The sequence below is a fragment of the Rhizobium sp. P2_G9 genome, from assembly GCF_056403475.1.
The window spans coordinates 1-23,912 of sequence record NZ_JBFUFK010000025.1 but is presented as its reverse complement, the minus strand read 5'-3'; the positions used below and the strand labels follow the sequence as shown (position 1 = coordinate 23,912).

24 protein-coding genes are annotated in these 23,912 nt (G+C 59.6%); 10 read left to right on the top strand and 14 right to left on the bottom strand.

Features of this window, described 5'->3' with window-relative positions; all coding sequences use genetic code 11:
• Window positions 1-224 precede the first annotated feature (224 nt).
• Together AC1DYF_RS20615 and AC1DYF_RS20610 are read left to right on the top strand one after the other, a co-directional pair.
• Complete coding sequence (locus tag AC1DYF_RS20615; RefSeq protein ID WP_477878631.1) at window positions 225-902, top strand: response regulator; 678 nt, start codon at window positions 225-227, stop codon at window positions 900-902.
• Window positions 889-2,253 carry a sensor histidine kinase gene (locus AC1DYF_RS20610; RefSeq protein WP_477878630.1) on the top strand — a complete coding sequence of 455 codons (1,365 nt, stop codon included), beginning with the start codon at window positions 889-891 and terminating at the stop codon, window positions 2,251-2,253. The genes AC1DYF_RS20615 and AC1DYF_RS20610 overlap by 14 nt, the downstream gene beginning before the upstream one ends.
• 21 nt (window positions 2,254-2,274) lie before the next feature.
• On the opposite strand, the gene AC1DYF_RS20605 is transcribed toward AC1DYF_RS20610, so the two are convergent.
• Entirely contained in the window at window positions 2,275-3,879 is a 1,605-nt protein-coding gene (locus tag AC1DYF_RS20605) for a S53 family peptidase (RefSeq protein ID WP_477878629.1), read from the bottom strand.
• Window positions 3,880-4,472: 593 nt separating this feature from the next.
• Here AC1DYF_RS20605 and AC1DYF_RS20600 point away from each other — a divergent pair.
• The gene (locus tag AC1DYF_RS20600) at window positions 4,473-4,730 is read left to right on the top strand and encodes a hypothetical protein (RefSeq protein WP_477878628.1); all 258 of its coding nucleotides are present in this window, start codon (window positions 4,473-4,475) and stop codon (window positions 4,728-4,730) included.
• A gap of 313 nt (window positions 4,731-5,043) precedes the next feature.
• Window positions 5,044-5,742 carry a sugar transferase gene (locus tag AC1DYF_RS20595; protein WP_477878627.1) on the top strand — a complete coding sequence of 233 codons (699 nt, stop codon included), beginning with the start codon at window positions 5,044-5,046 and terminating at the stop codon, window positions 5,740-5,742.
• Window positions 5,743-5,785: 43 nt separating this feature from the next.
• Here AC1DYF_RS20595 and AC1DYF_RS20590 read toward each other — a convergent pair whose 3' ends face one another.
• Window positions 5,786-5,992 carry a hypothetical protein gene (locus tag AC1DYF_RS20590; RefSeq protein WP_477878626.1) on the bottom strand — a complete coding sequence of 69 codons (207 nt, stop codon included), beginning with the start codon at window positions 5,990-5,992 and terminating at the stop codon, window positions 5,786-5,788.
• Window positions 5,989-6,741: a COG4280 domain-containing protein gene (locus tag AC1DYF_RS20585; protein WP_477878625.1), complete on the bottom strand. Its 753-nt coding sequence runs from the start codon at window positions 6,739-6,741 to the stop codon at window positions 5,989-5,991. The genes AC1DYF_RS20590 and AC1DYF_RS20585 overlap by 4 nt, the downstream gene beginning before the upstream one ends.
• A gap of 283 nt (window positions 6,742-7,024) precedes the next feature.
• Here AC1DYF_RS20585 and AC1DYF_RS20580 point away from each other — a divergent pair, with 283 nt between their 5' ends.
• Window positions 7,025-7,720, top strand: coding sequence for an arylamine N-acetyltransferase family protein (locus AC1DYF_RS20580; RefSeq protein WP_477878624.1), 696 nt, complete (start codon window positions 7,025-7,027; stop codon window positions 7,718-7,720).
• Between the two features lie 677 nt (window positions 7,721-8,397).
• Here AC1DYF_RS20580 and AC1DYF_RS20575 read toward each other — a convergent pair.
• From AC1DYF_RS20575 to AC1DYF_RS20565, 3 genes are all read right to left on the bottom strand, one after another.
• On the bottom strand, window positions 8,398-9,648 hold the full coding sequence (locus AC1DYF_RS20575) for a sensor domain-containing diguanylate cyclase (protein ID WP_477878623.1): 1,251 nt from the start codon (window positions 9,646-9,648) through the stop codon (window positions 8,398-8,400).
• Between the two features lie 120 nt (window positions 9,649-9,768).
• Entirely contained in the window at window positions 9,769-10,818 is a 1,050-nt protein-coding gene (locus AC1DYF_RS20570) for an AI-2E family transporter (RefSeq protein ID WP_477878622.1), read from the bottom strand.
• Between the two features lie 300 nt (window positions 10,819-11,118).
• On the bottom strand, window positions 11,119-11,616 hold the full coding sequence (locus AC1DYF_RS20565; protein ID WP_477878621.1) for an NUDIX hydrolase: 498 nt from the start codon (window positions 11,614-11,616) through the stop codon (window positions 11,119-11,121).
• 131 nt (window positions 11,617-11,747) lie between these two features.
• Here AC1DYF_RS20565 and AC1DYF_RS20560 point away from each other — a divergent pair, with 131 nt between their 5' ends.
• The 3 genes from AC1DYF_RS20560 (at window position 11,748) to AC1DYF_RS20550 (ending at window position 15,014) form a co-directional block, all read left to right on the top strand.
• Entirely contained in the window at window positions 11,748-12,392 is a 645-nt protein-coding gene (locus AC1DYF_RS20560) for a DUF47 domain-containing protein (RefSeq protein ID WP_477878620.1), read from the top strand.
• A complete protein-coding gene (locus tag AC1DYF_RS20555) occupies window positions 12,392-13,396 on the top strand; it encodes an inorganic phosphate transporter (protein WP_477878619.1) in 1,005 nt (334 codons plus the stop codon). The genes AC1DYF_RS20560 and AC1DYF_RS20555 overlap by 1 nt, the downstream gene beginning before the upstream one ends.
• 280 nt (window positions 13,397-13,676) lie before the next feature.
• The gene (locus tag AC1DYF_RS20550; RefSeq protein ID WP_477878618.1) at window positions 13,677-15,014 is read left to right on the top strand and encodes a diguanylate cyclase; all 1,338 of its coding nucleotides are present in this window, start codon (window positions 13,677-13,679) and stop codon (window positions 15,012-15,014) included.
• Window positions 15,015-15,060: 46 nt separating this feature from the next.
• Here AC1DYF_RS20550 and AC1DYF_RS20545 read toward each other — a convergent pair whose 3' ends face one another.
• Window positions 15,061-15,552, bottom strand: a complete 492-nt coding sequence (locus AC1DYF_RS20545) for a YbjQ family protein (protein ID WP_477878617.1) — start codon at window positions 15,550-15,552, stop codon at window positions 15,061-15,063.
• Between the two features lie 180 nt (window positions 15,553-15,732).
• A complete protein-coding gene (locus tag AC1DYF_RS20540; RefSeq protein WP_477878616.1) occupies window positions 15,733-16,704 on the bottom strand; it encodes a calcium-binding protein in 972 nt (323 codons plus the stop codon).
• A gap of 249 nt (window positions 16,705-16,953) precedes the next feature.
• Here AC1DYF_RS20540 and AC1DYF_RS20535 point away from each other — a divergent pair, with 249 nt between their 5' ends.
• On the top strand, window positions 16,954-17,259 hold the full coding sequence (locus tag AC1DYF_RS20535; protein ID WP_477878615.1) for an antibiotic biosynthesis monooxygenase: 306 nt from the start codon (window positions 16,954-16,956) through the stop codon (window positions 17,257-17,259).
• Window positions 17,260-17,480: 221 nt separating this feature from the next.
• Entirely contained in the window at window positions 17,481-18,338 is an 858-nt protein-coding gene (locus AC1DYF_RS20530; protein WP_477679383.1) for a sigma-70 family RNA polymerase sigma factor, read from the top strand.
• A 33-nt stretch (window positions 18,339-18,371) separates the two neighbouring features.
• Here AC1DYF_RS20530 and AC1DYF_RS20525 read toward each other — a convergent pair whose 3' ends face one another.
• The 6 genes from AC1DYF_RS20525 to AC1DYF_RS20500 all read right to left on the bottom strand — a co-directional run.
• Window positions 18,372-19,349: an SDR family oxidoreductase gene (locus tag AC1DYF_RS20525; protein WP_477878614.1), complete on the bottom strand. Its 978-nt coding sequence runs from the start codon at window positions 19,347-19,349 to the stop codon at window positions 18,372-18,374.
• A 107-nt stretch (window positions 19,350-19,456) separates the two neighbouring features.
• Window positions 19,457-20,101, bottom strand: coding sequence for a DUF1007 family protein (locus AC1DYF_RS20520; RefSeq protein WP_477878613.1), 645 nt, complete (start codon window positions 20,099-20,101; stop codon window positions 19,457-19,459).
• An 87-nt stretch (window positions 20,102-20,188) separates the two neighbouring features.
• Window positions 20,189-21,049: an EamA family transporter gene (locus AC1DYF_RS20515; RefSeq protein WP_477878612.1), complete on the bottom strand. Its 861-nt coding sequence runs from the start codon at window positions 21,047-21,049 to the stop codon at window positions 20,189-20,191.
• Between the two features lie 133 nt (window positions 21,050-21,182).
• On the bottom strand, window positions 21,183-22,253 hold the full coding sequence (locus tag AC1DYF_RS20510; RefSeq protein WP_477878611.1) for an adenylate/guanylate cyclase domain-containing protein: 1,071 nt from the start codon (window positions 22,251-22,253) through the stop codon (window positions 21,183-21,185).
• Between the two features lie 3 nt (window positions 22,254-22,256).
• Complete coding sequence (locus AC1DYF_RS20505) at window positions 22,257-22,748, bottom strand: Rab family GTPase (RefSeq protein ID WP_477878610.1); 492 nt, start codon at window positions 22,746-22,748, stop codon at window positions 22,257-22,259.
• Between the two features lie 15 nt (window positions 22,749-22,763).
• Window positions 22,764-23,912, bottom strand: a 1,149-nt coding sequence (locus AC1DYF_RS20500) for an OmpA family protein (RefSeq protein ID WP_477878609.1), incomplete at its 5' end; no start/stop codon positions are given.

Below are 23,912 nucleotides of genomic sequence, written 5' to 3'. Positions count from 1 at the left end.
GCCGACGAGGCGGAAGATGCCGCGCGTTGTTTACGGCCACTTTGCCGAAACTATACAAATCAGTAAGATGACTTCGTCATGGTTTGACGCTAGCAGCGCTTCGGGGCGCAGATTCGCCCGGCTCACATCCCTGCTCCACAGGTCCCCGCGACAGTTGTCGTCTCGTGTGGCCTTGTCGGCTGATCTGCGCCCCACGTGGCTGCCCCTGGAGGACAGACGATCGCATGCGCATTCTATTGATCGAGGATGACCGGAAGACCGCCGACTATGTCACGCGCGGTTTCGAGGAAGCCGGCCACGCCTGCGACGTCATGGACGACGGCCGCGACGGCCTCTACCAGGCGACGCGCGAGCCCTATGACGTGATCATCGTCGACCGCATGCTGCCTGGCCTCGACGGCCTGTCGCTGATCAAGGCCGTGCGCGCGGCGCGGGTGAAAATTCCGGCGATCTTCCTCACCGCGATTGGCGGCGTCGATGACCGCGTCGAAGGCCTGGAGGCAGGCGCCGACGACTATCTGGTCAAGCCCTTTGCCTTTTCCGAACTGATGGCGCGGGTCAATGCGCTTGCCCGCCGCCCGCCGGTGCTGGAGCAGAAGACGGTGCTGCGCGTCGCCGACCTGGAAATGGATCTCGTCCGGCGGCAGGTGACGCGCGGCGACCAGGTGATCGAGTTACAACCGCGCGAATTCACCCTGCTCGAAGTGCTGATGCGCAGCGAAGGCCGGGTGCTGACCCGCACCATGCTGCTCGAACTGGTCTGGGAGTTCCATTTCGACCCCAAGACCAGCGTCGTCGAGACGCATATCAGCCGGCTGCGCGCGAAAATCGACAAACCGTTCAACGTGCCGCTGCTGCACACGATCCGCAACACCGGATACAGCCTGCATGCGCCGCGCTAAGCTCCTCTGGCGCTCCACCCCGTTTCGCCTGGCGATGACCTTCAGCCTCGTCTTCGTCATCGCCTTCGTCGCCACCGGCTTCATCACCTATCTGCTGCTCAAGCAGAGGCTGGAGCAGGAGCTCGACGACTCGCTCCAGGAAATCCACAGCGTGGTCGCCTCGACCTATGCCAGCGACGACCTCGAAGATCTGATGTCCACCGTCACCGCTTATGTCAGCCTCAGCAAGGCCGACCATCGGATATTCGCTGTCCTCGACGCGCATGGCAAAAAGATCGCCGGCAATTTCGCCGGTGGAAAGCTTCCGGACGGCATATCCGACATCTCGTCGGAAGACGTCGGGCTGGGCGGCGACACGGATTTCCGCGTCATGGCCGGCCCGATCGGCGACAAGCGGCTGATCGTCGGGCAAAGTTTCGACGAGACCGACCGGCTGGAGGATATTGCCTTCGCCAGCTTCGCGTGGGCGACAGTGCTGGTCATCGCGGCCGCGATCGTCGGCGGCATAGTGCTGGCCACCAAGGCGCAGCAAAGACTCGATGGCATCGCCAGCGCCATGAATGCCGTGTCGCATGGCACGCTCGACGTGCGCGTGCCGCTGCGTGGCAATGGCGACGATATCGACACCGTTTCGCAGCAGATCAACCAGGCGCTCGAACGGCTTTCAGTCCTGGTCGAGACGATGCGCCAGGTCAGCGCCGACATTGCCCACGAGTTGAAAACTCCGCTCAACCGCCTGAGGATGCAGATCGAGAGCGCCGTCGCCAGCGAGGAACGCGGTCAAAAGGCCAACTCTTCCCTCCGGGAGGCACTTGACGAAGCAGATCGGATCAACGCCACCTTCGAGGCGCTGCTCAGGATCTCGCAGATCGAGGCCGGCGCCCGCAAAACCCGCTTTCGCAGACTCGATCTCGCCGACATCCTGCTCTCGGTCGCAGAAATCTACGTCGACGTTGCCGAGGACAACGGCCACGTCCTGACCGCCTGCATCGAACCCGACCGGGACTGCCCCGTCCATGGCGATAGAGAACTGCTCACACAGATGTTCGTCAACCTCGTGGAAAATGCCATCCGGCATTGCCCCCGGGACACGAAAATAGACATCAGCCTCGCGCTCGAAGGCCGCACCGCCGTGGTTGCGGTCAGCGACGATGGCCCGGGCATTCCGGCAAACGAACACGAAAAAGTCTTCCGCCGGCTCTATCGCCTCGACAAGAGCCGCACGACGAACGGCAGCGGCCTCGGCCTAAGCCTCGTCCGCGCCATCGCCGAATTGCATGGCGGGGTCGCCACGATGGAGGACAACGCGCCGGGGCTGCGGGCGGTGGTAAGGCTGCCCTCGATAGAATAAAGGCAAAGCTTCCTTGCCCGCTCAAAGCTTCGCGAGGATTGCCTGGCCGTCCGGCGTGCCCAATCCCGATGCCGCGTCCCAGCCCGGACCTGCGGCATAACCCTGTGGTTTGCCACCGAGGCCATTGTTTCCTTTCACGACGTCCTTGAACAGACCGGGATTCTTGTAGAGGAATGGATTGAGGAAGCCGACGCGATTGCCCTTGGCCTGGTTGAGTTTTGCCACAAGCGCTGCCATTAGCGGCGCTACCGCGCTGGTGCCGCCGGATGGTCCCTCGAACGTATCGACCCTGGTAAAATAGTCGGTTGCGCTCATCGCAATGTCGGGCACGCCGCGGCCGGGCTTGCCGCCGGCCAGCGACTTGGGCACACCCGCGTTCTTCTGGTAGTCAGGCAGATCGAACACGATGCTCACCCCACCACCGCCAGCCCAGCCCCCATCCGCAAGGCGAGTGCCGTCGTTCCAGACGACGTCATCGCCGCCTTCAATCTGGGTGCCGCCGCAGGACAGCACCAGCGGATCGCAAGACGGATGATCGACATGGATATTGCCATCCCACTCGTCGGCGGTCTCGTTGGCAGTGCCATGATCGCCGGAGGCCACGCAGATCGTGATACCGAGCGCTGCCGCAGTGGTGAATAGCTGATGATAGGCGTCGATCCCCTGCTGGTCGTTGAGTGCTTCCGACGAACCCCAGCTGATCGAAATCACGCTCGGCTTGCGCTGCTGGTCATGCACGGCGGCGCTTATCGTGTCGAGGAAGCCCTTGTCGCCCTCGTTCGGCCCGAAATAGACGACGAACCTGGCTTTAGGCGTGACTGCCCCGGCCACCTCGATATCAAGCATCACCTCGCCGTCGGCCGAATCCGGGTTCGAAGGCGCATTGCGGCTGTGGTCGACGCCGACTGCGGCAACCGAGGGAATCGGCACTTTGATTTCCTTGAAGAATTTAGCAAGATCTGCATTGCGGTAGCCGCCGCCCAATTCGATGATCGCAACCGTCTGGCCGCTGCCATCGAGTGTCTTGCCGCCCTGTTTGGCAGGAAAGTTGTAACGCACCGCGAAGTCTGTCGCGGCAACCCCCTGCCCGTTACCAGGCCCGGCCTGCTGTTGAGCATGCGCCAGGGCACGGGCGCGAAAGGGCGCGCGGTTCTTCGGCCGGGTGTCGAGACCGAAGACACCTGTGACGATGTCGCTCAACTCCTGCGGCAACGATACATGACCAGTCCGCCCGCGATAGGTTCCCATCGGGGAATGGTACATTCGCACATCGGCCGGAAATGCGGACAGGACATCACCGAGCCGCCCGCGTAGCGTCACGGTGCGCTCCAGCGAACTGCGGTGAACGACGGCCAGGTCATGTTCCTGGGCATAGGCCTCCACCTTGTCGAGGTCGGAGGAGGCGGCACCATAGAGATGGTCCAGATCCGCATGCGTGAGATATTTGCGGTCGGCCAGGGGCGTATTCGATAGCTCCTCGACCTTTTTCTCGAGGGCGGCGAGATCGCCTTTGGATTTCAGCCGGATTGTCACATTGGTCGGCTGGGAAAGATCCGCGGAACCCGCGGGACGTGAATTGGCCGGCAGCTTGCGGTGCGAACCGGAGATCGGAACAAATCTTGGCATGGCTCCCCCCAATGACGGTTGAGCGGGCACACATATCGGCGGCCCGCAAACGAATTGAGATTTGTCGGCATTGAATCGAAATGCAATCAGTCGGGGGATAACTGCTAGGACGGAAACGTCCCGGTCGAACAGGATGGACCGTACCATCGTTGCTTGTCGCGGCGCGCTGTGCTTAGCTTCCCCCGAGAGGCATGCCTGCAACGATCAAAAAAGTGTAGCACAGCCTTCGCGAGCAGGCATCGGTCATTTTGTCGCACCCACAATTCGACCGTCCGAGGAAGCCGAACCTGTCGGATCCAGGCGTCAGGAACGTCAGTGGTTCCTTCGTCGCCGGATCATGGGCTCGGGCGGGCTCCCGATGGGGATCGAACGGGAATATCCGCATGACGTCGGATCGGTGCCCGCAAGACCAGATTCCGACAGATCGATCGCTCATGGATCCTGGAACCATGGTCCGGGTATTCCGCCAGAGCCGAACGAGAAGAAGTCTTCCGCCGGCTCCATCACCTCGACAAGAGCCATAGCACAACCGGCAGCGGCTTCGGGCTAAGCCTCGTCCGCACCATCGCCGAATTGCATGGCGAGGGGCCGCGATGGATGACAACGCACCAAGGTTGCGGGCGATGATGAGGTTGCCGATGATGGAACAAAATAAGTGTCCCGAAATGAAACTGGTTTCAGTCCGCGAGGCTCTGCAATTCATCGCGCGGCAAGGAGGAGCTTTCGCCTCGGCGTCATCGCGTTGTGGTCTTGAGGCCTCTGATCCGGTTCGCATTGTCAACGAAATACGCCCTCGCGCGAAAATACTTGCCGATGTGCAAGACGATAGGCGTCAAAAGAAAGGCCGATGAGCAACCGAAACCTGGCCGACCGAACCGCGGCGGATATGTAACGGCTGCCAGCCGGAGCAGAATCTAGTGTCGGAAAATGAACTACAGCTTACGATGGAGCGCGTTTCTGGCATTCCTACATATTATAAAGCAGACTATACTTTTTCTTCAATGCACAGACCCCAGCTTTATTTTGCTAAAAGTCAGTTTCTGGCCTCAAAGAAGGGAAAAACGGCGCGACCTTTAATTTCGTAAGTGACAATTAACTGACAACGGTGTATCTACACTACTACTAATAAAGCGTTAACTTGCGTATTTGGTGGGAGGAGTTGCCATGCAAGTTGCAAACGCCAGGTCCGTAAAGCAGGACAGTCATTCTACACTCACATTGCAGTTCCCATCCAGACAATCTTCCTTGCGGGCGTCCAGGCTGACATTCACGCTCAAACGTCTGGTTGATATTGCACTTTCAGGCATTGCACTACTGTTGCTTTCACCGCTAATGCTTGCAATTGTGGCTTTGATCAAAATTGACAGCCCGGGTCCGGCGGTATTTCGACAAAAGAGATGGGGCCAGAGCTGCACCATCATCGAGGTGTTGAAGTTCAGGACGATGCGCATCGAACTCTGCGACTTTTCCGGCGTTTGCCAGACAGTCGAACACGATCCCAGAGTAACGCGGCTCGGGAGCATATTGCGCTCGACAAACCTTGATGAATTACCGCAACTCGTAAACGTGTTGCGGGGTGACATGTCGCTTGTCGGGCCGCGTTGCCACGCAATCGGCATGTTGGCCGCCGGCGTGCCTTATGAGGAATTGGTGCCCGATTATCACATGCGGCATCTGGTAAAGCCTGGAATTACCGGAATGGCGCAGATGAAGGGACTTCGCGGACCTACGGTCGATCGCGACGCGGCGATCATGCGCTTCGAATGCGACGCTTACTATGTTTCCAACCTGTCTTTCTGGCTCGATTTCAAAATCATGCTGGAGACCCTTCGCATGGAAGCATTTCGAGGAAGGGGGTTCTAGAGCGCGTCGCTTGACGGAACGAAAGGCGCGTTCCGAAACGCCGCTATCGGCGTAGTTTTCGCCTCAGGCTGAAGGCCAGGATCACCAGACATCCGATGATCAGCAAACAGCCCCCGACGAGGGGTGCGACGGCAATTGCCTTCACCAGAACCGCGACGGCGAGCACCAGGCCGAGAGCCTGGAGCGCCAGGCTTCCGTCATCGACGAACAGGCTGAGGATTTCCCTGAGGATCGAGTGGATGAGGCTCATCGCGCAATACCTTCCATTCCGAGCTTGAGATGCCGCATGACGCGCACGGCAATCATGGAGAAGACCAGGAACACCACAAAGATGCCGAGCAGCGCCGCGTCAGCTCCCGGCCAATCCACTCCGAGCCCCTCCCCGGTCCAGAAGATGCCGAAGCTGGTCAGCATCAGTCCGACGGCGAATTTGAGAATGTTTTCGGGGACCTTCGTCAGCGGCTTGTGCACCAATGCCCCCACCGCCAACACAGCGATCACGGCCGCCAGCGCTCCGATGCCGGCGAGTTCGGTCATGCCATGCGCGGTACCGACCGCAACGACGATGAACACGACCTCGACACCCTCCAACAACACCGCCTTGAACGCCGCGAGGCCCGCGAGGTAATCCGCGCGCCGGTCGGCCGCCTGGCGTTTGAGCGCGTCCACTTCTTTGGCGAACGCAACCTCTTCGTCATGCAGGGCGATGAAGCCTGCGGATCGCAAGATGGCCTTGCGCAGCCAGCGCATGCCGAACAGGATGAGCAGCAAGCCGATGACGAATTGCATCAGTTGCAGGGGGATCAAGGCGATCAACGGCCCAAACACCAAGACGAGTGCCGCCAGGAGCGCGAGAGCCAGTGCCGCCCCTTTGAGCGCAGGCCCCCAACTGCGGGTGACCCCAACCGCCAGGACGATGGTGAACGCCTCCACCACTTCTACGAAGGATCCCAGGAACGAGGCCGAGAGTGTTGAAATGATTGCAGACGTATTTTCCATTGCGATCTGTCCTTGAGATGGTCCGGTTTCAGTGCGGCAGGACGAGGCAATGCTCTCGCGGCAGATCGGCGGCGTTGGCGACCGTCGCAATCGCGACTGATCTAAGGCATAAGGAAAAGGCAATCAAGCTGTGACTCTGCAATGGCCTTTTCCTCCGCGCATAAGTGCTGTGGCCCACCACGCCAGATATCAACGCCGGGATGAGGGCAGTCGTCTGATACTCCCGAAGCGCTCTTCACCGTGTATTCTGCAACACAGGATCAATCCAGGCGAGGTCGAACAAATGCTGGATGCTTATTTCGACAGGATAGGGTTTCAAGGAACAGCGCATGCCGATTTTGCAACGCTTGCGGCACTGCAGCGATTGCATCTCGCTGCCATCCCCTTCGAAGCGCTCGACGTCCTGGCCGGTCGGCCCATAGATCTGGCGCTGCCCGCCATCATCGATAAACTGGTGACGCGCCGTCGCGGCGGCTATTGCTTCGAGCAGAACAGGCTTTTCGAATATATGCTCGGTATAGTCGGATATGACGTCCGGCGGGTGCTGGCCCGTGTTCTCTGGCACCGCCCGGCAGAGGCGCCGCCTCCGGCGCGGAGTCACCTGGCGCTGATTGTGCGTCTGGACGATGAGGAATGGCTGGTCGACGTGGGCTTTGGCGGCACGGTTCCCGACGCGCCGCTGCGCCTCGCCAGCGAAGAGCCACAGAAGAGCCGGCACGACAGCTACAGATTCGGCCAGGGCAAGGAGGGGCCGCTACTCGGCGTCTTCAGAGATGGCGCCTGGATGCCGGCGTATGAACTGGCACCGGGCCAGGTCGAAGACGCCGACCTTGAGACTGCCAACTGGTATACGTCTACGCATCCCGGCTCGCCATTCCGCACCGCGCTTGCAGCCGCCCGATGCACGGTATGGACTTTACGAACGGCAATACACAATTCGCTATGCTGGTGGAGAAACAATCCAGCGCGAATTGCGTGAGGAGGAGTTGCCACATGTGCTGCGCGCAGATTTCGGCCTGCCGGAGGATATTCCCGGTTTACCCAACAGTGCGCTTTCATAGCGCCGGGAGCTTTGCGGCCTATGTCGGTGAGGCAGAAACACTACCACCTTCTGCAGTCAAACCGCGCGCCGAAAATGTCAAAGCCCGAACTCAACCAGAAAGATTCATGCAAAGTCGCCGAAAACTCGCCACTAAAACCTGTGAGTGAACTGTGCAGGCTGGAGACTGAATGGGTTGATCGGATGCGGCCATTCCCCGCCCAAACGATACTGGTAGCTGAACGTGGGCGGTATGATGACAAGATGGATTGTGATAGCGGTCGGTGTGTTTGGTACCCTGCTCGGGACCATTGCCGTAGCAGGCGCTGCCCGGGCAGGTGACACGCGGCGGTGGCCGTCTTGAGCAAATGTCCCATGACGATTATGAGAACGGTGTCTTGTGGATGCGTGCGCAACTGGATTACGCACTCGGGGTCAGAGAGCATCCACCGCGCGCTTTTTCCTATAACAGTTTTTAAGAACACTGATGGCCCTTGCCGCCGCCGTCCCTTACTTCTCAGATTTTATCTGTTGTGCGTGGAGGAAATTGCCGGCTCGATCAGGCTTCGTCCGAAGTGAAGCAATGATGACGGCGAGCGGCAAATCGCCACCCGAACTTATCTAAAGGCAACCTCGATATTCTGGCTGTCCTGCATGACGACCCGGCACTCGGTCTCAAATCCCTCGCCCTTGATCGCCAGCAGGAATTCCGGCGGAATGCCGGCGGAATTCATCACGCGCAGGCCGGCGCCACCCGTGCCAAAGGTCTTTACGGTACAATCAATCGTCGAACGGCGATCGTTGAAGATAATATTGCCGGCTTTCAGCACCCGCCGCCGACCGCTCCCCATCGCCTCGTCCGTCCCTGCGCCCCAATCAATGCAGCGGTTACGTCCACTGCTCTTGGCGCGATAAAGCGCCACATCGGCCTGCGCCAGCAGCGTGTCGATGTCCTTGGCGACAATCGAAAGTGAGGTCAAACCCAAGCTTGCGGTCACACCAATCGATCCCCCATTCCAGGCAACAGTTTGCGCGGCGATCGCGGTGCGCACCTTCTCTGCGACGATACCAGCAGCCTCGCGGCCGGTTTGGGGAAGTATGATCGCAAACTCCTCGCCGCCGATCCGGCCAAGCCGATCTTCGGCACGCAAGACAGCTCTGCACGCTTCGGCAACAGCCCTGAGCACCTCGTCGCCGGCCGCATGGCCATACGTGTCGTTTACACGCTTGAAGTGATCGACATCGAAAATAATGCAGGCGAGATCCTGGCGATGTCGAATTGCCGATGAGATCGCCTGGCTCGCCTCTTCCTTGAACGCGCGACGATTGAGGAGACCCGTCAGTCCGTCGGTCGACGCTGATTTCAACAGCTCGATCCGGTCCATGGCGATGGCCGCTATGCCCTCCAGAATCGCAAGGTCACGCCTGCTGAAGGAGCCCGGCCTGCGGTCGATGGCACACACCGTCCCGATGACATGCCCTTCATCTGTCTTAAGCGGCACACCAGCGTAGAACCTGATATGATCGTCACCGACAACAGATGGGTTTTGGGCAAACAAGGGGTCCTTGGTCGCATCCGGCACCACAATCGCCTGCTCGGAAAGCACGACATGCTGGCAGAACGTCTCCTCTCTTGCCACCTCGTTCACAGGCATGCCGGAACAGGATTTGTACCATTGCCGATGCGCGTCGATCAGCGAGATGATGGCGATATCGACGCGGAATATTTCCTTGATCAGCTGCACCAGCCGATCGAAGCCAGGGTCCCGCGGCGTGTCCAACATGTCGAGTTGTTCGAGTGCCGCAAGCCGGTTTGCCTCCCGATAAAGGGCCTCGGGCGATGCCTTTCCAAATGTCTGAACGGTCATAGTGCGTCCCGGCCTTCGTTTCCGCAACGCAGGCATAGCAGCAAGAATTTAAGGAACGTTATACCGGTGGCCCGATGTCCGCCTTCGAGCCAAGACCTCTGCCTTCAACGGTGTCTGCCCTTATTCGTCGGACTTCACCTGCTGTGCGGAGAGGAAATTGCCAAACGGCTTTAGCGACTCGAAGTGATCGCAAATCACCTTGATGACGACGAGGATCGGCACAGCCAGCAATGCACCGATGAAGCCCCAGATCCATGACCAGAAGGAGATCGAGATGAACACCGCGACCGTGTTCAGTTCAAGCCGCCTGCCGAGCAGGAGCGGCGTAACGAACTGGCCTTCGATAATGTCGCAACAGAGGACGAAGGCGGGCGCGACAAGGCCAAAGGCGATCCCGTCGAAGGTGGCAAGCGAGATCACGCCGACAAGCACGATCGTCATGAGCGCCCCGATGAAGGGCAGGAAATTGAAGATTGCCGCAGCCATGCCGAGAACGAGGGCGTCGGGAATGCCGATCAGCCACAGGCCTATTCCGATCATGGCCCCCAGTCCGGCATTGATGAGGCTGATCGTGAACAGATAACGCGAGATTTCGCGCTCGACGCTATAGACGACCCGCAAAATCCGCTTCTTGTCGCTCAATCTCGGAACGCTTTGGACAATCTTTTCATAGAACATCGTGCCCGACGCGAGCAGAAACAGCGACAAGACGAAGGTGATTGCCAGCGTCGTCCCCAAGGAAAGCGCGTTGCCGGCAGCGCGTGACAGAATGCCCGGCTGCGCCATGACGACCTTCTGCACATTGTTATCGGAGACGACCTCCGTCGCAGAGTCGATCTGGGCCGTGGCCTTCAATGCCTTATCGACCGTGACCTTCACCGAGTGGACCTTGGCTTGCAGCTTGTCGCCGATGGCAGGCGCATCGGCGACAAGTGTCGCAATTGGTCCGCTTGTGGCATAGGCCAGAACCGAGATCGTCACCGTCRTGAGGATGATCAACAGCGTCGCCGAAAGCCCTGACGGCACGGACCATCTGGCTAGGAACCGCACCACCGGCGTCAAGGTCAGCGCCAGCAGAAACGCAAGCACGATCGGCGTCAGGAATTCCCGGCCGAGGTAAAGACCGTAGATCACCATCAGGAAAAGAATGCAGCCGACATATTTCTGCAATCGGCTTGATCCCGTCGGAATCTCGGGCGTTGAAGGGGCGGACACCTCTGACTCGGACAACATCGACGATCACTCCGGCTGCGGGGTTGACGGAGAGCCGCTGGTGGTATTGAGGCGGTTCTGGCGATAGGGAACGCAGACGTGCGATATTCGTTCCGCATCGCCACGGATCCGGGACCGGGGCGGGAGGGTTTGCCCCATGCAGCCGCCAAGCCTTGGGTGCCCCCAGGATCGGCGCAAGGAAAATCCTTTGCCGACCTGATAGCTGTCAATGCAGGAGCCGAGATCCCCGCATGAGCCTCATAGTCCGAATTTCGCCCGCAGCAGCATATCGAGCTTGACAAACAATCCACGCAGCTCCGGCTCCTCGACAAGTCGACCAGCCTCCGCCAACGGCACCCAAAGGACCTGCCTCTGGCCATGCTCCTTGAAAGTCTCGGCGATGACGTCGACTTCAAGAGCGAAGACTTCGACGATGCATGGCGCATTCGTGCCATCATCAAGGCGCTTCATACAGCTGTAGCTGCCGATCGCCTCTTTGCTGACCTTCCCTTTAATGCTGGCTTCCTCGAACGCCTCGCGCGCGGCGACCTGCCGCGGATCTTTGTCCTTCATCAGGCCACCTTTCGGAATAACCCAGCGTCCGGAACCGCGAGCCGTGATCATCAAAGCCAGATGCCTGTTGCTTTCCTGATCGGCGCGATAGCAGATGGCAGCATACTGCTCCAGCCACGGCGCATTGAATAGCGCCGTCGCGTGCCTGGCCAGCCGTGCAAGATGCGTTTTTCTTTTTGCCACTGTTTTCCTGAGTGAGCTTATTCCCTGTTTCCCTTTCCCACAAAATCAAGATAGGCCATGCAGATCAAGCTTTTACAGCTCCGGAATTTTCATTTATGACAGTTTTGTGACAGTCATTACCGGATAGCAACATGCTCAGTTGGTTCAGAAAACTCCTGCCGCGTGAAGACAAGTTCTTCGATCTCTTCGAGCGGCATTCGAAAACGGCCGTGGATGCCGCAAACGAAATGCAGGCACTGCTGACCGGCGAAGGAGCGATCGAAGACCATTGCCGGCGGATCGTCGAATTGGAGAACGAGGCGGACGAGATCACCCGCGAAGTCTTGCTCGCGGTGCGCCGCAGCTTCATCACCCCTTTCGACCGAGGCGACATCAAGGACCTCATTCAGTCCATGGACGATGCCGTCGACATGCTCAACAAGACGGTGAAGACAATTCGCCGCTTCGAACAGCACACGTTCGAGCCAGGCATGCAGGAGATGGGCCGGCTGATCGCGGAGGCGGCGCGCCTCAACGCCGCGACAGTACCGCTGCTGCCACAGATGGGGACGAATTCCACCCGGATCAGCGCGCTGACGGAAGAGATGACGCGCGTCGAAGGCCGCTCCGACGAGCTTTACGAAGAAGGACTGAAAAACCTTTTCCGCACACACGGCGCCGGCAATGCCATGGCCTATCTCATCGGCAGCGAGATCTATGGCGAGCTCGAGAAGGTTGTGGACCGGTTCGAAGATGTCGCCAACGAGATCAACGGCATCGTCATCGAGAACGTCTGATGGATGCCACCCTCGCCTTTCCGCTGCTGGCCGGCCTGATCGCTGTGGCACTGTTCTTCGACTTTCTCAACGGCCTGCACGATGCAGCCAATTCGATTGCCACAATCGTCTCGACCAGGGTATTGAAGCCGCAATACGCGGTCCTATGGGCGGCTTTCTTCAACTTCATCGCCTTCCTGTTCTTCGGCCTGCATGTTGCCCAGACACTGGGCACCGGGATCATCGACCCGGCGATCGTGTCACCACAGGTGGTCTTCGCGGCCCTGTCGGGAGCGATCGTGTGGAACATCGTCACCTGGATATTCGGCATCCCCTCCAGTTCATCCCATGCGCTCGTCGGCGGATTGGTCGGTGCGGGACTCGCCAAGACCGGCGGCAGCGCCATCGTGTTTTCCGGCCTTACCAAGACCGTGGCGGCTATCTTCCTGTCGCCTGCCATCGGCTTTGTCCTGGCACTCTTCCTGATCCTCTCCGTATCCTGGATTTTCGTGCGCCAGACGCCATTTGCGGTCGACAGCACGTTCCGCATCCTGCAATTCGTTTCTGCGTCGCTCTACTCCCTCGGACATGGCGGCAATGACGCGCAGAAGACGATGGGAATCATAGCGGTGCTGTTGTTCTCGCAAGGCTATCTCGGCGGCAGCTTCTATGTTCCGCTCTGGGTGGTGATCTCCTGCCAGACGGCGATGGCGCTCGGCACCCTGTTTGGCGGCTGGCGCATCGTGCACACGATGGGATCGAAAATCACCCGGCTCAATCCAATGCAAGGCTTCTGTGCTGAGACAGGCGGCGCCCTGACTCTGTTCGCCGCCACCTGGCTGGGCATTCCCGTGTCGACCACGCACACGATTACCGGTGCCATCGTCGGCGTCGGCGCCGCCCGAAGGGTCTCCGCCGTGAGATGGGGCCTGGCAAGCAACATCGTCATTGCCTGGATCATCACATTGCCCTCGGCGGCGATCATCTCCGCACTTGTTTATTATCTGGCCGCGCTGTTCAGGTGACGTCTGATTGCACATTGGCATGTCGGCGCAGGGGATATTGATTGCCTTTGGGTCATGGCGCGTTGCGTGGACAATCCATCTGAAGGAAAGTCGCGGCAAATATCGTGGCCTCTGAAAAGTGTTGGGGGGAGACGTTTTGAAGCCCCTGGTATCCGTGATCGGCCCACGAAACTCTCCGTCGTCCCTGCTTTGTTATTCTTCGTTAACCCGACACTCACCCTTCGCGTCTATTCTCCTCTCCGAAATACGGCGAATATTCCGGCGAGAGGAAACCCGCGCCATGTCAGATACCGCCCCCGAACCTTGGGGCGACGAGGAATGGATGAAGCAGGGGCGCAGGCTGCACTGGGCCCTCGATGCCGCGGGTCAGGGCATCTGGGATCACGACTTCGTGGCCGGCACGGCTTATTTCTCGCCGAGATGGAAGCAGATCCGGGGCTACGGCCCTGACGAAGACGTGGATGCGCTTGCCGGTCCCTGGCTCGACAGGTTGCATCCAGAGGACCGTCCGCGCATCCTCGACGCCATCACGCGACAGAACGACGGCAAGCTGGCGATAAACTCCTTTGAATACCGCGAACGGCACCGGGATGGCCATTGGGTCTGGATCCTCAGCCGCGGCAGGCCGGTCGAATGGCGGGCCGACGGCAGCGTGGCGCGCATCCTTGGCACCGATACCGATATTTCGGCGCTCAAGGAGGTCGAACTCGCCCTTGCGCAGGAAAAGGAGCGTCTGCTTGTAACCTTCCGGTCGATCGCCGAAGGGCTAGCCTGCGTCGACTCCACCGGAATCATCACCGATTTCAACGCGGCGGCGGCCGAAATCACCGGCTGGACGCCGGAAGACGCCATTGGGCGGTCGGTTGGTCAGGTTCTAGACCTGCGCTCCGGTGCGGATCAGCCGATCTGCGGCCGGCTGGTCATCCAGGCACTATCTCTCGGGATGCCGCTCAAGGTCGCCGACGACACCGTGATCCGCAGGCGCGACGGCGCACAACGGCGCGCGCATTGCTCGATCTCGCCTTTCGTCGCCGACAGCCGGAATGCCGGCCTTGTCATCGTCTTCCGCGACACGACAGAGGAGCATGAACTCAAGGCGCGGCTGCATCATGCCGCGACGCATGATGCGCTGACCGGCCTGCCCAACAGGCAGGCTTTCGACGAGGCATTCCAGTCGGCCATCCGCGCCGCGCACGGAGGGCGGCGCCTGCATATGCTGGCACTGCTCGATCTCGATGGATTCAAGGCCGTCAACGACGGAGCCGGGCACGCGGCGGGAGACGAGGTTCTCAAGGAGATCGCCGCCTGCCTGCAACGCTCAGTCCGCGCCGACGACATCGTGGCACGCCTCGGCGGCGACGAATTCGGCTTGATATTGACCGATATTGATATTCCCACGGCACATGCGATCTGCGACCGCCTCACCCAGGCAATCGCATCGCTGCCCTTCATCTTTGACGGGCGAGAATACCGGGTGGGCGCCAGCATTGGCATCAAAACCGTCTCAGGCGATGCCGCGTCGGCCACAAAACTCATGTCCTCGGCCGACCAGGCCTGCTATCGCGCCAAGGCCGAAGGCAAGGGCAGATGGGTCTCGGCCGACAGGAAGGCTGCGTAGACTTGCCTCACAACGAGGGCATGCCAAAACCCCGATCACCCCGCGCTCAAGCAGCGGGCTTCAACGTCACCGCCGTGCCGCTCGCCGCGACGAACAGGATGCCGCCGCCGCTGCCAGGGGTGGAAATTTCGTTATAGTCGAGATCGACGGCGATCACCGCATCGGCTCCAACCATCGCGGCCTCGCGCTGCAGATCGTTGAGGCAGGCGAGCCTCGCCTCGCGCAGCGACGTCTGCGACGCCGCGGCGCGGCCGACTACGATGTCGCGCCGGTTGTTGGCGATGTCGCGCAGCACATTCATGCCGATCGCCGCTTCGGTCGCGACGATTGAAATCACCGTGCCGATCTCCCGCCCAGGCACATCGCCCGAGGTCGTCAGGATCAGGTCGTGCAGGCGCTGCTGCAGCGCGTGCTCATGCGGTGACGGGCCGGGATCGATCACCGTCTTGGGTGGACCGAAGGTGAAGCATGGATCGCAGATCCCGAGCTTGACCTCGGCCTCTGGCCTGTCGAGTTCACATTGACTGCATGTCGGCATTCTGGCTCTCCCGGTTCATTGGCCGCGTTCAACGGAGGCAAGCGGATCGGTGCCGCATGCGTCCTCATCTGATCAAATGAAATAACGTCCCGTGATTTCACGCCGATGTCGCGAGCCGGACCATGAATGAAACAAATGAAACGGTGTCGAACACTTTGACAGGCCCGGGCGGACTGCCCGTCAGAAATGGAAATCCGCCTTGGATAGATCGTGGATGTCGGCATTCCTGATCACCAGCACATCCTTGCCGACGTTGATCCACACATCCTTGCCGTGATCCTCCAGATCGTGCTGTTTCAAATCCTGGAAGTCGGTGATCGCCGGAAAGCCAGAGAGATCGATCTTGTCGTGACCAGTGCCTGCGGCCTGGAAATCGGTGATCGTGTCCTGGCCGTCACCCTTGGCGAAGACGAAGGTATCCGCCCCCTGCCCGCCGATCAGCTTGTCGTCACCCTTGCCGCCATCGAGCGTATCGGCGCCATCGAGGCCGGAAAGGACATTATTGCCCGTGTTGCCCTCGATGACATTGTCGAGGCTGTTGCCGGTGCCTTTCAAGACGGCGGCTTTGCCGACCGGACTGGCGGGATCGAGCAGCGTCAGGTTTTCGACGAAGTCTTCCAGCGTGTTGCTGACATAGGAATTGACGGTATCCTTGCCGCCGCCCTTGAGCTCCGTGACCGTGTCGCCGGTGGAATCGACGACATAGGTGTCATTGCCGGTGCCGCCATACATCGCGTCAGCGCCGAGACCGCCGTCAAGCAAATCCTTGCCGGCATAGCCGCGCAGGACATCGTCATGCAATGAACCGGTCAGCGTATCGTCGCCCGAAAACAGGACGCTGGCGACATCCGCGCCCGTATGAAGAGATGTGAGTTCATCGAACTGGCTGGCGGATACGAAAACATCGCTCAAAACCGCCTGGTCTTGTTTGCCCGAGTCGATATGGGTCTGGAAATCCATGCTGATCCAATAATGCGCAGGGCTTGGATTGCTGTATGCGTGGATGACAAAATAGGTGGGCTGGTCATCGCTAGCCCGGTAGTAGACGATGTCGAAACCGACGTCGTTCTTCAGCAGCAGACCGTTTTGGGAGAAGAAGTTCTCGATGTCGAACTTGTCGTCCGAGGTGTCCGCAACCGTCCACGTCGCCATTGCCCCGCTCCTCCGGTTTGTAGCATTGCTAATATAACACTGCCAGTTGAGCCGAGATAGCTCCTATCCCCGGAATCGGGTCCACAAGCCGGCATTTTTGGCTCAGACGGGCGGTCACAACACCGCTTTCATCGCTCAAAATGGCGGGATTGACGCCCGTCGCCAGCCTGCTGCAAAAAATTTCTCCACTCGCGATCCGTTTGTGTTCACCACATCGTCTTTCTCCCGTCCACAACAGGAGATACGTCCATGGCCCAGGAATCCGTCATTCTCATCAACATGCTCAAGGTCGACCCCAGCAGGCAGCAGGAGTTGGTCGCGACGCTCAGAGACAATACCGAGACTGTGATCGCCACCCTCGACGGCTGGAAGTCGACCCGGCTGATCGCCAGCCGCGACGGCGCCAGTGTGACGATCTATTCCGAATGGGAGACGCCCGAAGCGGTGCAGGCCATGCGCAGCGACCCGAGGATGATCGCCTATTTCCCGAAAATCCGCGACCTGGCGAGCCTTGAATCGACTTTGGGCGATGTCGTGCTCGACCACCGCCCCTGAGGAACCGGCGATAGCCAGCTTCGATTCGCAGGGCTCAGCGAGGTCGCAGACATCGTCGCCGATCGGTCCTGGCATTCGGGCTTCACTTGGAGCAATTCTCGCAAGCCTGCGCGCGGCATTCTTGCGAGAATTGCATAAAACAAAGAGATAGAATCTGCGGCCATGTCGTTTGAGCCGGAGATGCTTTTTGAACTGACGACTGGAGACGTAGGGCTCGACGGATGAATGACGACGATTTCGGCAAACGACTGCAAGAACTCCGGCCACGCCTGCACCGCTATTGTGCCCGGATCACCGGCTCGGCCGTCGATGGCGAGGACGCTGTGCAGGACACGCTCCTCAAGGCGCTCCGCGCCCGGGCGCAGGGGGCGGAGATCGACAATCTCGAAGTCTGGCTGCTCAAGATCGCCCACAATACCTGTCTCGACCTGCTGCGCCGCCGGACGCGGCATGTCGTGGTTCCCCTGACCGACGACATCGAGGGCGCGCCCGCGCCGGAGGCCGACATTCTGGCCATCGGCTTCCAGACCTTTCTGCAATTGCCGGAACTGCAGCGATGCGCCGTCATCCTCAAGGACGTCCTCGGCCATTCCGTCGAGGAAATCGCTGGGATCGCCGATTGCACGCCTGCGGCAGCCAAGTCGGCACTACAGCGCGGCCGGGCTGCGCTCAGAACATTGGCATCCATGCCCAACGACGCCACCCTGCCGCTGATGTCCGATGTGCAACGCCAGAAGATGCGCAGCTATGTGCAGCTTTTCCAGACGGGGGATTTCGACGCCATCCGCGCCATGCTCGCCGAGGACGTCAAGCTCGATCTGGTGAACCGGCTCAGGCTCGAAGGACGCGAGAAGATCAAAGCCTATTTCACCCGCTATGCCGAGGAAACCAAATGGCGCTTCGCCTATGGCGCCATCGAGGGCCGTCCGGCCATGCTGGTGTTCAATAAGCTCGAACCATCGGAACAGCCGGCCCATTTCGTCCTGGTCGATTGGCGCGGCGATGAGATCACGGGCATCCGCGATTTTCTGTTCACGCCTTATGTGATCGAGGCAGCGGATTGGGCGCGGCTGGCGTAAGCGCGGCCGGCCAGTGCCTTCGCGCACTCCCTGTTAGCCAAGAGCGCTCTGCGCAGCACAAATCCTGTCGACCATGGCATCGAGTTCGCCCCTGAGCGGTCGGCTCTTGGCCAGGCGCTGCTTGACGTGCATGATCGGCTCGGCGAGGATTTCGTCCAGGTTTTCGGCGCAAGTGAAGTCGCCCGCCACGCGCTTGACCTTGGAATTGTCGAACAGCGCCGTCCACGACTTGTCGCCTCGCAAAGGGCCGATCCAATCCGGGATGTATTTGATCAGCGTATCCGTGGGTACGTGGACAATTTTTGCCTCGACACCCAGCAATCGGGCGATCGTCTTCTGGATGTCGTCCCAGATATGCGCGCGGTCGGAGGTGATGTGGAAAATCTCGCCGAGTGCTGCCTCCTTGCCGAACAGCCCGACGAACGGTGCTGCGAAATCGACCGAGCGGGTCAATGTCCAGGGCGTGTGGCCATCGCCGGCCACGATCGTCGGCTCGCCGTCGAGCATGCGCCGTGCCATGACGTCGCTGTCGCCGATCATCACCGGCAGGCCGGTGCGAACGGTGTGGCTGGGGCGGACGATCGTCCACGCAATTCTGGAGGTCCTGAGCAATTCCTCGCAGGCGATCTTGGCCTGGCTATAGGGCCAGTAGGGATTGATCGCCGGCGTCTCCTCGGTGATCACGTAATGGCGCGCCGGCTTTACATAGACCGAGGCCGAGGAGATGAAGATGTATTGACCGCAATGGCCGGCAAAAATCTCGATGTCGCGGGCGATCTGGTCGGGCGTAAAGGCGATGAACTGGCAGACGACGTCGTAATTGGCCTTGGCGAGATCCGCATAGGCCGCCAATCCGAGTTCGCCGACGATCGAGGTAACGCCCTTCGGCAACGGGTCGCCTCTCAGGCCGCGGTTGAAGACGCTGACATGATGCCCCTGGGCCACGGCGCGCTCGACGCATGGATAGGAGATCTGGCCGGTACCGCCAATGAAAAGCACTTTGAGAGCCATGAGGGGACCTTGATGTCTGATGGGGCGGGAATTTGTAGCCACACTTCATAGCGCGAAAGACTGCGAGCGTCTCCGGCTAAATCTTGCACTGCCATAACGCAGGGCCTTCAGGGGCAGGTCACTTCGAGCCGCGTTGCCGTCAACTGGGAAAAATTCGTTCCCGTCGGATCATTGAAGAACATGCTGATCAGCGTTGCCTGGTTCTGGGCGATGATCTGGTCCGAGTTCGGCCGCACGACTTTGGCCGAGCAATTCGAGAAAGCCGCGCCCGCCAGCTTCATGTCGCCATCCTTGTCGAAGTCGATGGCCGTATAGAGCGTCGGATCATAGATGCCGAAAATGAGCTTGCCCTTGATCGGTACCGGCCGCGAGGGCTTGACCGAGAATTTCAGCTGCAGGATGCCATCGGTGAACGTGGCCTGCACCGAGGACGGCCGCTTCACCTCGATCCTGGCGCCGTCGTGGATCAGGTTCGTATAGTAGCCATATTTCGCGATCGACTTACGGACCGTGTCAGCGACGGCCTTCAACTCGCCGTCGCTCAGCTGCAGGTCTCCGTTGCGGTCGAAATCCATCAGCACCGAGGCCGAGAACACCTCGTCGAAGATCCAGTCGTTCTTCAATTCCTGCAGAGTGCCATCCGCGCCGGCAACGGCTTCGAAATGGGCCGCGATGAAGACATGCGGATGGCAAAGGGCCGTGGTCGGCAAAGCCAAAACCATCGCCGAGAGGGCCAAAGCAAATCTTCTCATTGCCGCATTTGCCCTCAGGTCCAAAACCGCATCGCCAGCGTCCTCAGTCAGACGCAAATGCGGCATATTTCGGATCGGAGGGCTCTGTCAGGCTTCGGCGGCGTTGCGCGTTGAAATCGAGGTGCCGATCGATGCGGCAACAATGAACGCAATTGCCAGCCATTGGCTGAAGGCCAGATTTTCCCGCAATATCACCAGGCCGACCAATGCGCCGATGGCGGGCTCCATGCTCATCAGAATGCCAAAGGACCGCGTCGGGAGATTGCGTAGCGCATACATTTCCAGCGTGAATGGAACAGCGCTCGACAGCAGTGCCATGCCGAAGGCGATCGGCAGCAGCGACAGATCGAGAAGCGAGAGGCCTGCCTCAGGAATGCCGAGCGGCAGGGCGATCATTGCGGCGATGGTCATGCCGAGCGCGGCCGTCTGCGCGCCATGCTGCCGGCCGGCCTGCTTGCCGAAAATGATATAGAGCGCCCAGCAGGCCGCCGCAGCCAGAGCCCAGGCGATGCCGACAGGATCAAGCCTTTGCATCGGACCGACGACAGGCGTCAGCAAAGCAAGGCCGATCGCCGCAAGCCCGGCCCAGGCGAAATCGGAGATCTTTCGCGACAGCGCCACCGCCACGCCGAGCGGTCCGAGGAATTCAAGCGCGGAGGCGATGCCGAGCGGCAAGCGAGCGATCGCCAGGTAATACATGATGTTCATGCCCGCGAGCATGACGCCGTAGACGATCAGCGACCTCCAGTTTTCGCGGGTGATGCGGGCGCGCCAGCCGCGCAGCATGACGATCATGATGAGTGCCGCGAGCGCGAGCCGAATCGAGGTCGTTCCCAGCGCGCCGAGCAGCGGAAACAGATGTTTGGCCAATGACGCGCCGGACTGGATCGACAGCATGGTGACCAGCAGCGCGACGATCGGGACAAGTGTGGAGTTGCGGTTTCTCATTGGGCGGCAGCAATTGGGCGACAGCCTGACCTGACAGGTCCCGGGCATGCTGTCCAACGCATTTCCGTGACCGGACCATCGCGGCTCGAAATGGGTTTTGGTGGCTGGGGTTGAATGTCCGCTTTACGCCAAATCAAGCCAGGAGACGCCACATTCGAACACGACCTGTACCACGCAATTCCGTTTCCTCGAGTGGGTCACAAGCAAATCTTGGTCCAAGCAGTTGGTGAGTTGCATCCGAAATTCGGATCTCATCGGGCTCCGCGGAAGTCTGAATGCGTGAGGCAAGATTAACGGTCTCGCCCCAAAGGTCATAGGCGAACCGCCTTTTGCCTATGACGCCAGCGACGATTGGCCCCGAGTGAATTCCAATTCTGAGTCTCAGCGGTTCTCCTGCGAAGTGTTCGCGCTTGACCGCCTTCCGCAGTTCAAGTGCATAATGCGCGAGGGCTTCTGCATGATCGGATCGCGCGGTGGGCAGGCCAGCGACCACCATCACACAATCACCGATTGTCTTGATCTTTTCGCAGCCGTATCGTTCCGAGAGCCGATCCGCCGCCTTGAAGAAGTAATTTAACATAGCGAGCGTCGTTACGGCTCCGACGCTCCGCGTTCTTTCCGTAAAACCGACGATGTCGGCAAAAAGCACACTCACCTCTGCGTGGTTGTCTGCAATTTTTTTGTGCGCTTTTAACCGTTCCGCGATCGACGCCGGAAGAATGTTGAGGAGTAGGGATTCGGCGCGCTGGTATTCACGCGACAATGCCCGCTGGCTCTTCCTCAACGCCTCGTTCGCCGATTGTAATTTCTCGTTGAGTTGGCGCTCTCTCTCTTCCAGGAGCGTCATTTCATAAGCCTTCTGTTGAAGCCGCTGCTTGTTGTCGCGTTCAGCAGTGGTGTCAAGGAAGAGCAGCCACACGCAGGCATTGCCGGCAAAAAGATGAAGGTCCGCGACACGCCCGCTGGGCAGTTCGACCATGGCCATATGATATGGAAGGTCCGGGCAAGGCAGCAAACCTTCCATAAACTCGAGCTGGTCGGCAACAGGCTTGCCAATGCGAAGCGATGAGAGCCCGTAATGTTTAACGTTACCGCCCTTCGCAGCTATGCAAAGCTGGGCGTCAATTTTCAGATATGCGACAGAGTGCTCATTGTAGAAGAAATCGTAAATCCAGCTTCCGACTTCTCTTGGCAATCTATGCATGGTCTATTTGCTGACCATCGAAGCAAGCTGATGAAACGCATCATCAACATGTTCACCCGAAAGCGCACTTGTTAGATAGATTTGCCATCCAAGTTGCCTGAGTTCGTTAATCTCACTATCCGATATTGCCCACCGATCCGCCAGGTCGGATTTGTTGAACAGCAAGACAAACGGCATAGCGCCGAATTCGGCCTCGGCCCGCTCGCGCAGAGTGAGCGCCACGGCAAGAGTAGCGGCGCGGGTTCCATCGACGACAAGCACGAGCCCGGCCGCACCGCGCACATTGCTGATGCGGAATGAGCCGATATCGTCTTCACCGGCCAAATCCCACAAAATCAGATCCACGGTTTTGTCCGGGAGTGCGACACTTTTCTTGTCGATTTTCACTCCCACCGTGGTCAAGTAGGTATCTGCAAAGATGCTTTGCACAAACCTGCGGACCAGACTCGTCTTTCCGACAGAGAACCCACCCAACATGCAGATCTTTTTTTGCAATATCCTAGCTCCGCACTATTCTAGGCTTATCGTAATCGAAACCCGGCGATTGGTGGAGCTCCCAGTTTGACTATTTTCAGGCACCACCGGCTCAAAAGTGCCAGCGCCCCGAACCAGCAGCAGTTCCGGAGCGACGCCGCGCTTGTTGAGAAGCGCACGAACTGTCTCGGCGCGGGCGGCGCTGATCGACACGTTGGCCGTCTCGCGGCCCGTGGCGTCCGCATGACCGGTTAACATGAACCGCGCTGTCACGCCTGACTTGCGGGCATTTTGGGCGAATTCCTTTATTTGATCCGCCAACCTGTCGAGGACCGGCGTCTGCTCTGGTCCCGGCACAGCTTTGCCGGAATAGAAGAAAATATCGGTCGCCTGGATGGCCTCTCTCAAATAATTAAGTTCTGCGAGGTTCAGCTCATGCAGCTGCGAGACATCCAGAACCACTCCGTCAGCCGAAAGTTGTTCTGCGGCGGCCTGCGCCCGGTTGATCCAGTTGGCAGGAGCCTCACCCTCGGCAACGATGCGACCCTGGGCAATCGAAAGCAGAACAGATTTGGGCGGAGCCAGCGACGCCGTCAGCCGCTTCAACACGAACGCCGGCTCAAGGCTCTGATAGAATTGCCATTGCGAATGAACGCGGGCGGGGTCGACATGCGTTCCAGACAACAGCGACTGCGGGTCGGCGCTAAGCGGGTCTCTCAGGCCGGAAATATAGAATTGGCCATCGCGCGCCTTTTGTTCGGCGACGATGATGCCCGGCTGGGTCTTAAGTCGCGACACATAGGCCTGCCAGYGCTCCGCGGCGCGTGTTTCGGGGCTCACATCACGAACCTTGGAGATGTCGAATTCCGGTCCGCCTGCAGAAAGCTGTCGGGCCGCTGCGCGCGCCCGATCTATCCAGGTGTCGGGAGCCTCACCCTCGGCAACGATGCGACCCTGGACAATCGAAAGTCGTACTGTATCCGGCGGAGCCAGCGATGCCGTCAGCCGCATTAACACGAACGMCGGCTCAAGGCTCTGATAGAATTGCCATTGCGAATGAACGCGGGCGGGATCGACATGCGTTCCAGACAACAGCGACTGCGGGTCGGCGCCAAGCGGGTCTCTCAGGCCGGAAATGTAGAATTGTCCACCCCTCGCCGTTTGTTGGGCGACGATGATGCCCGG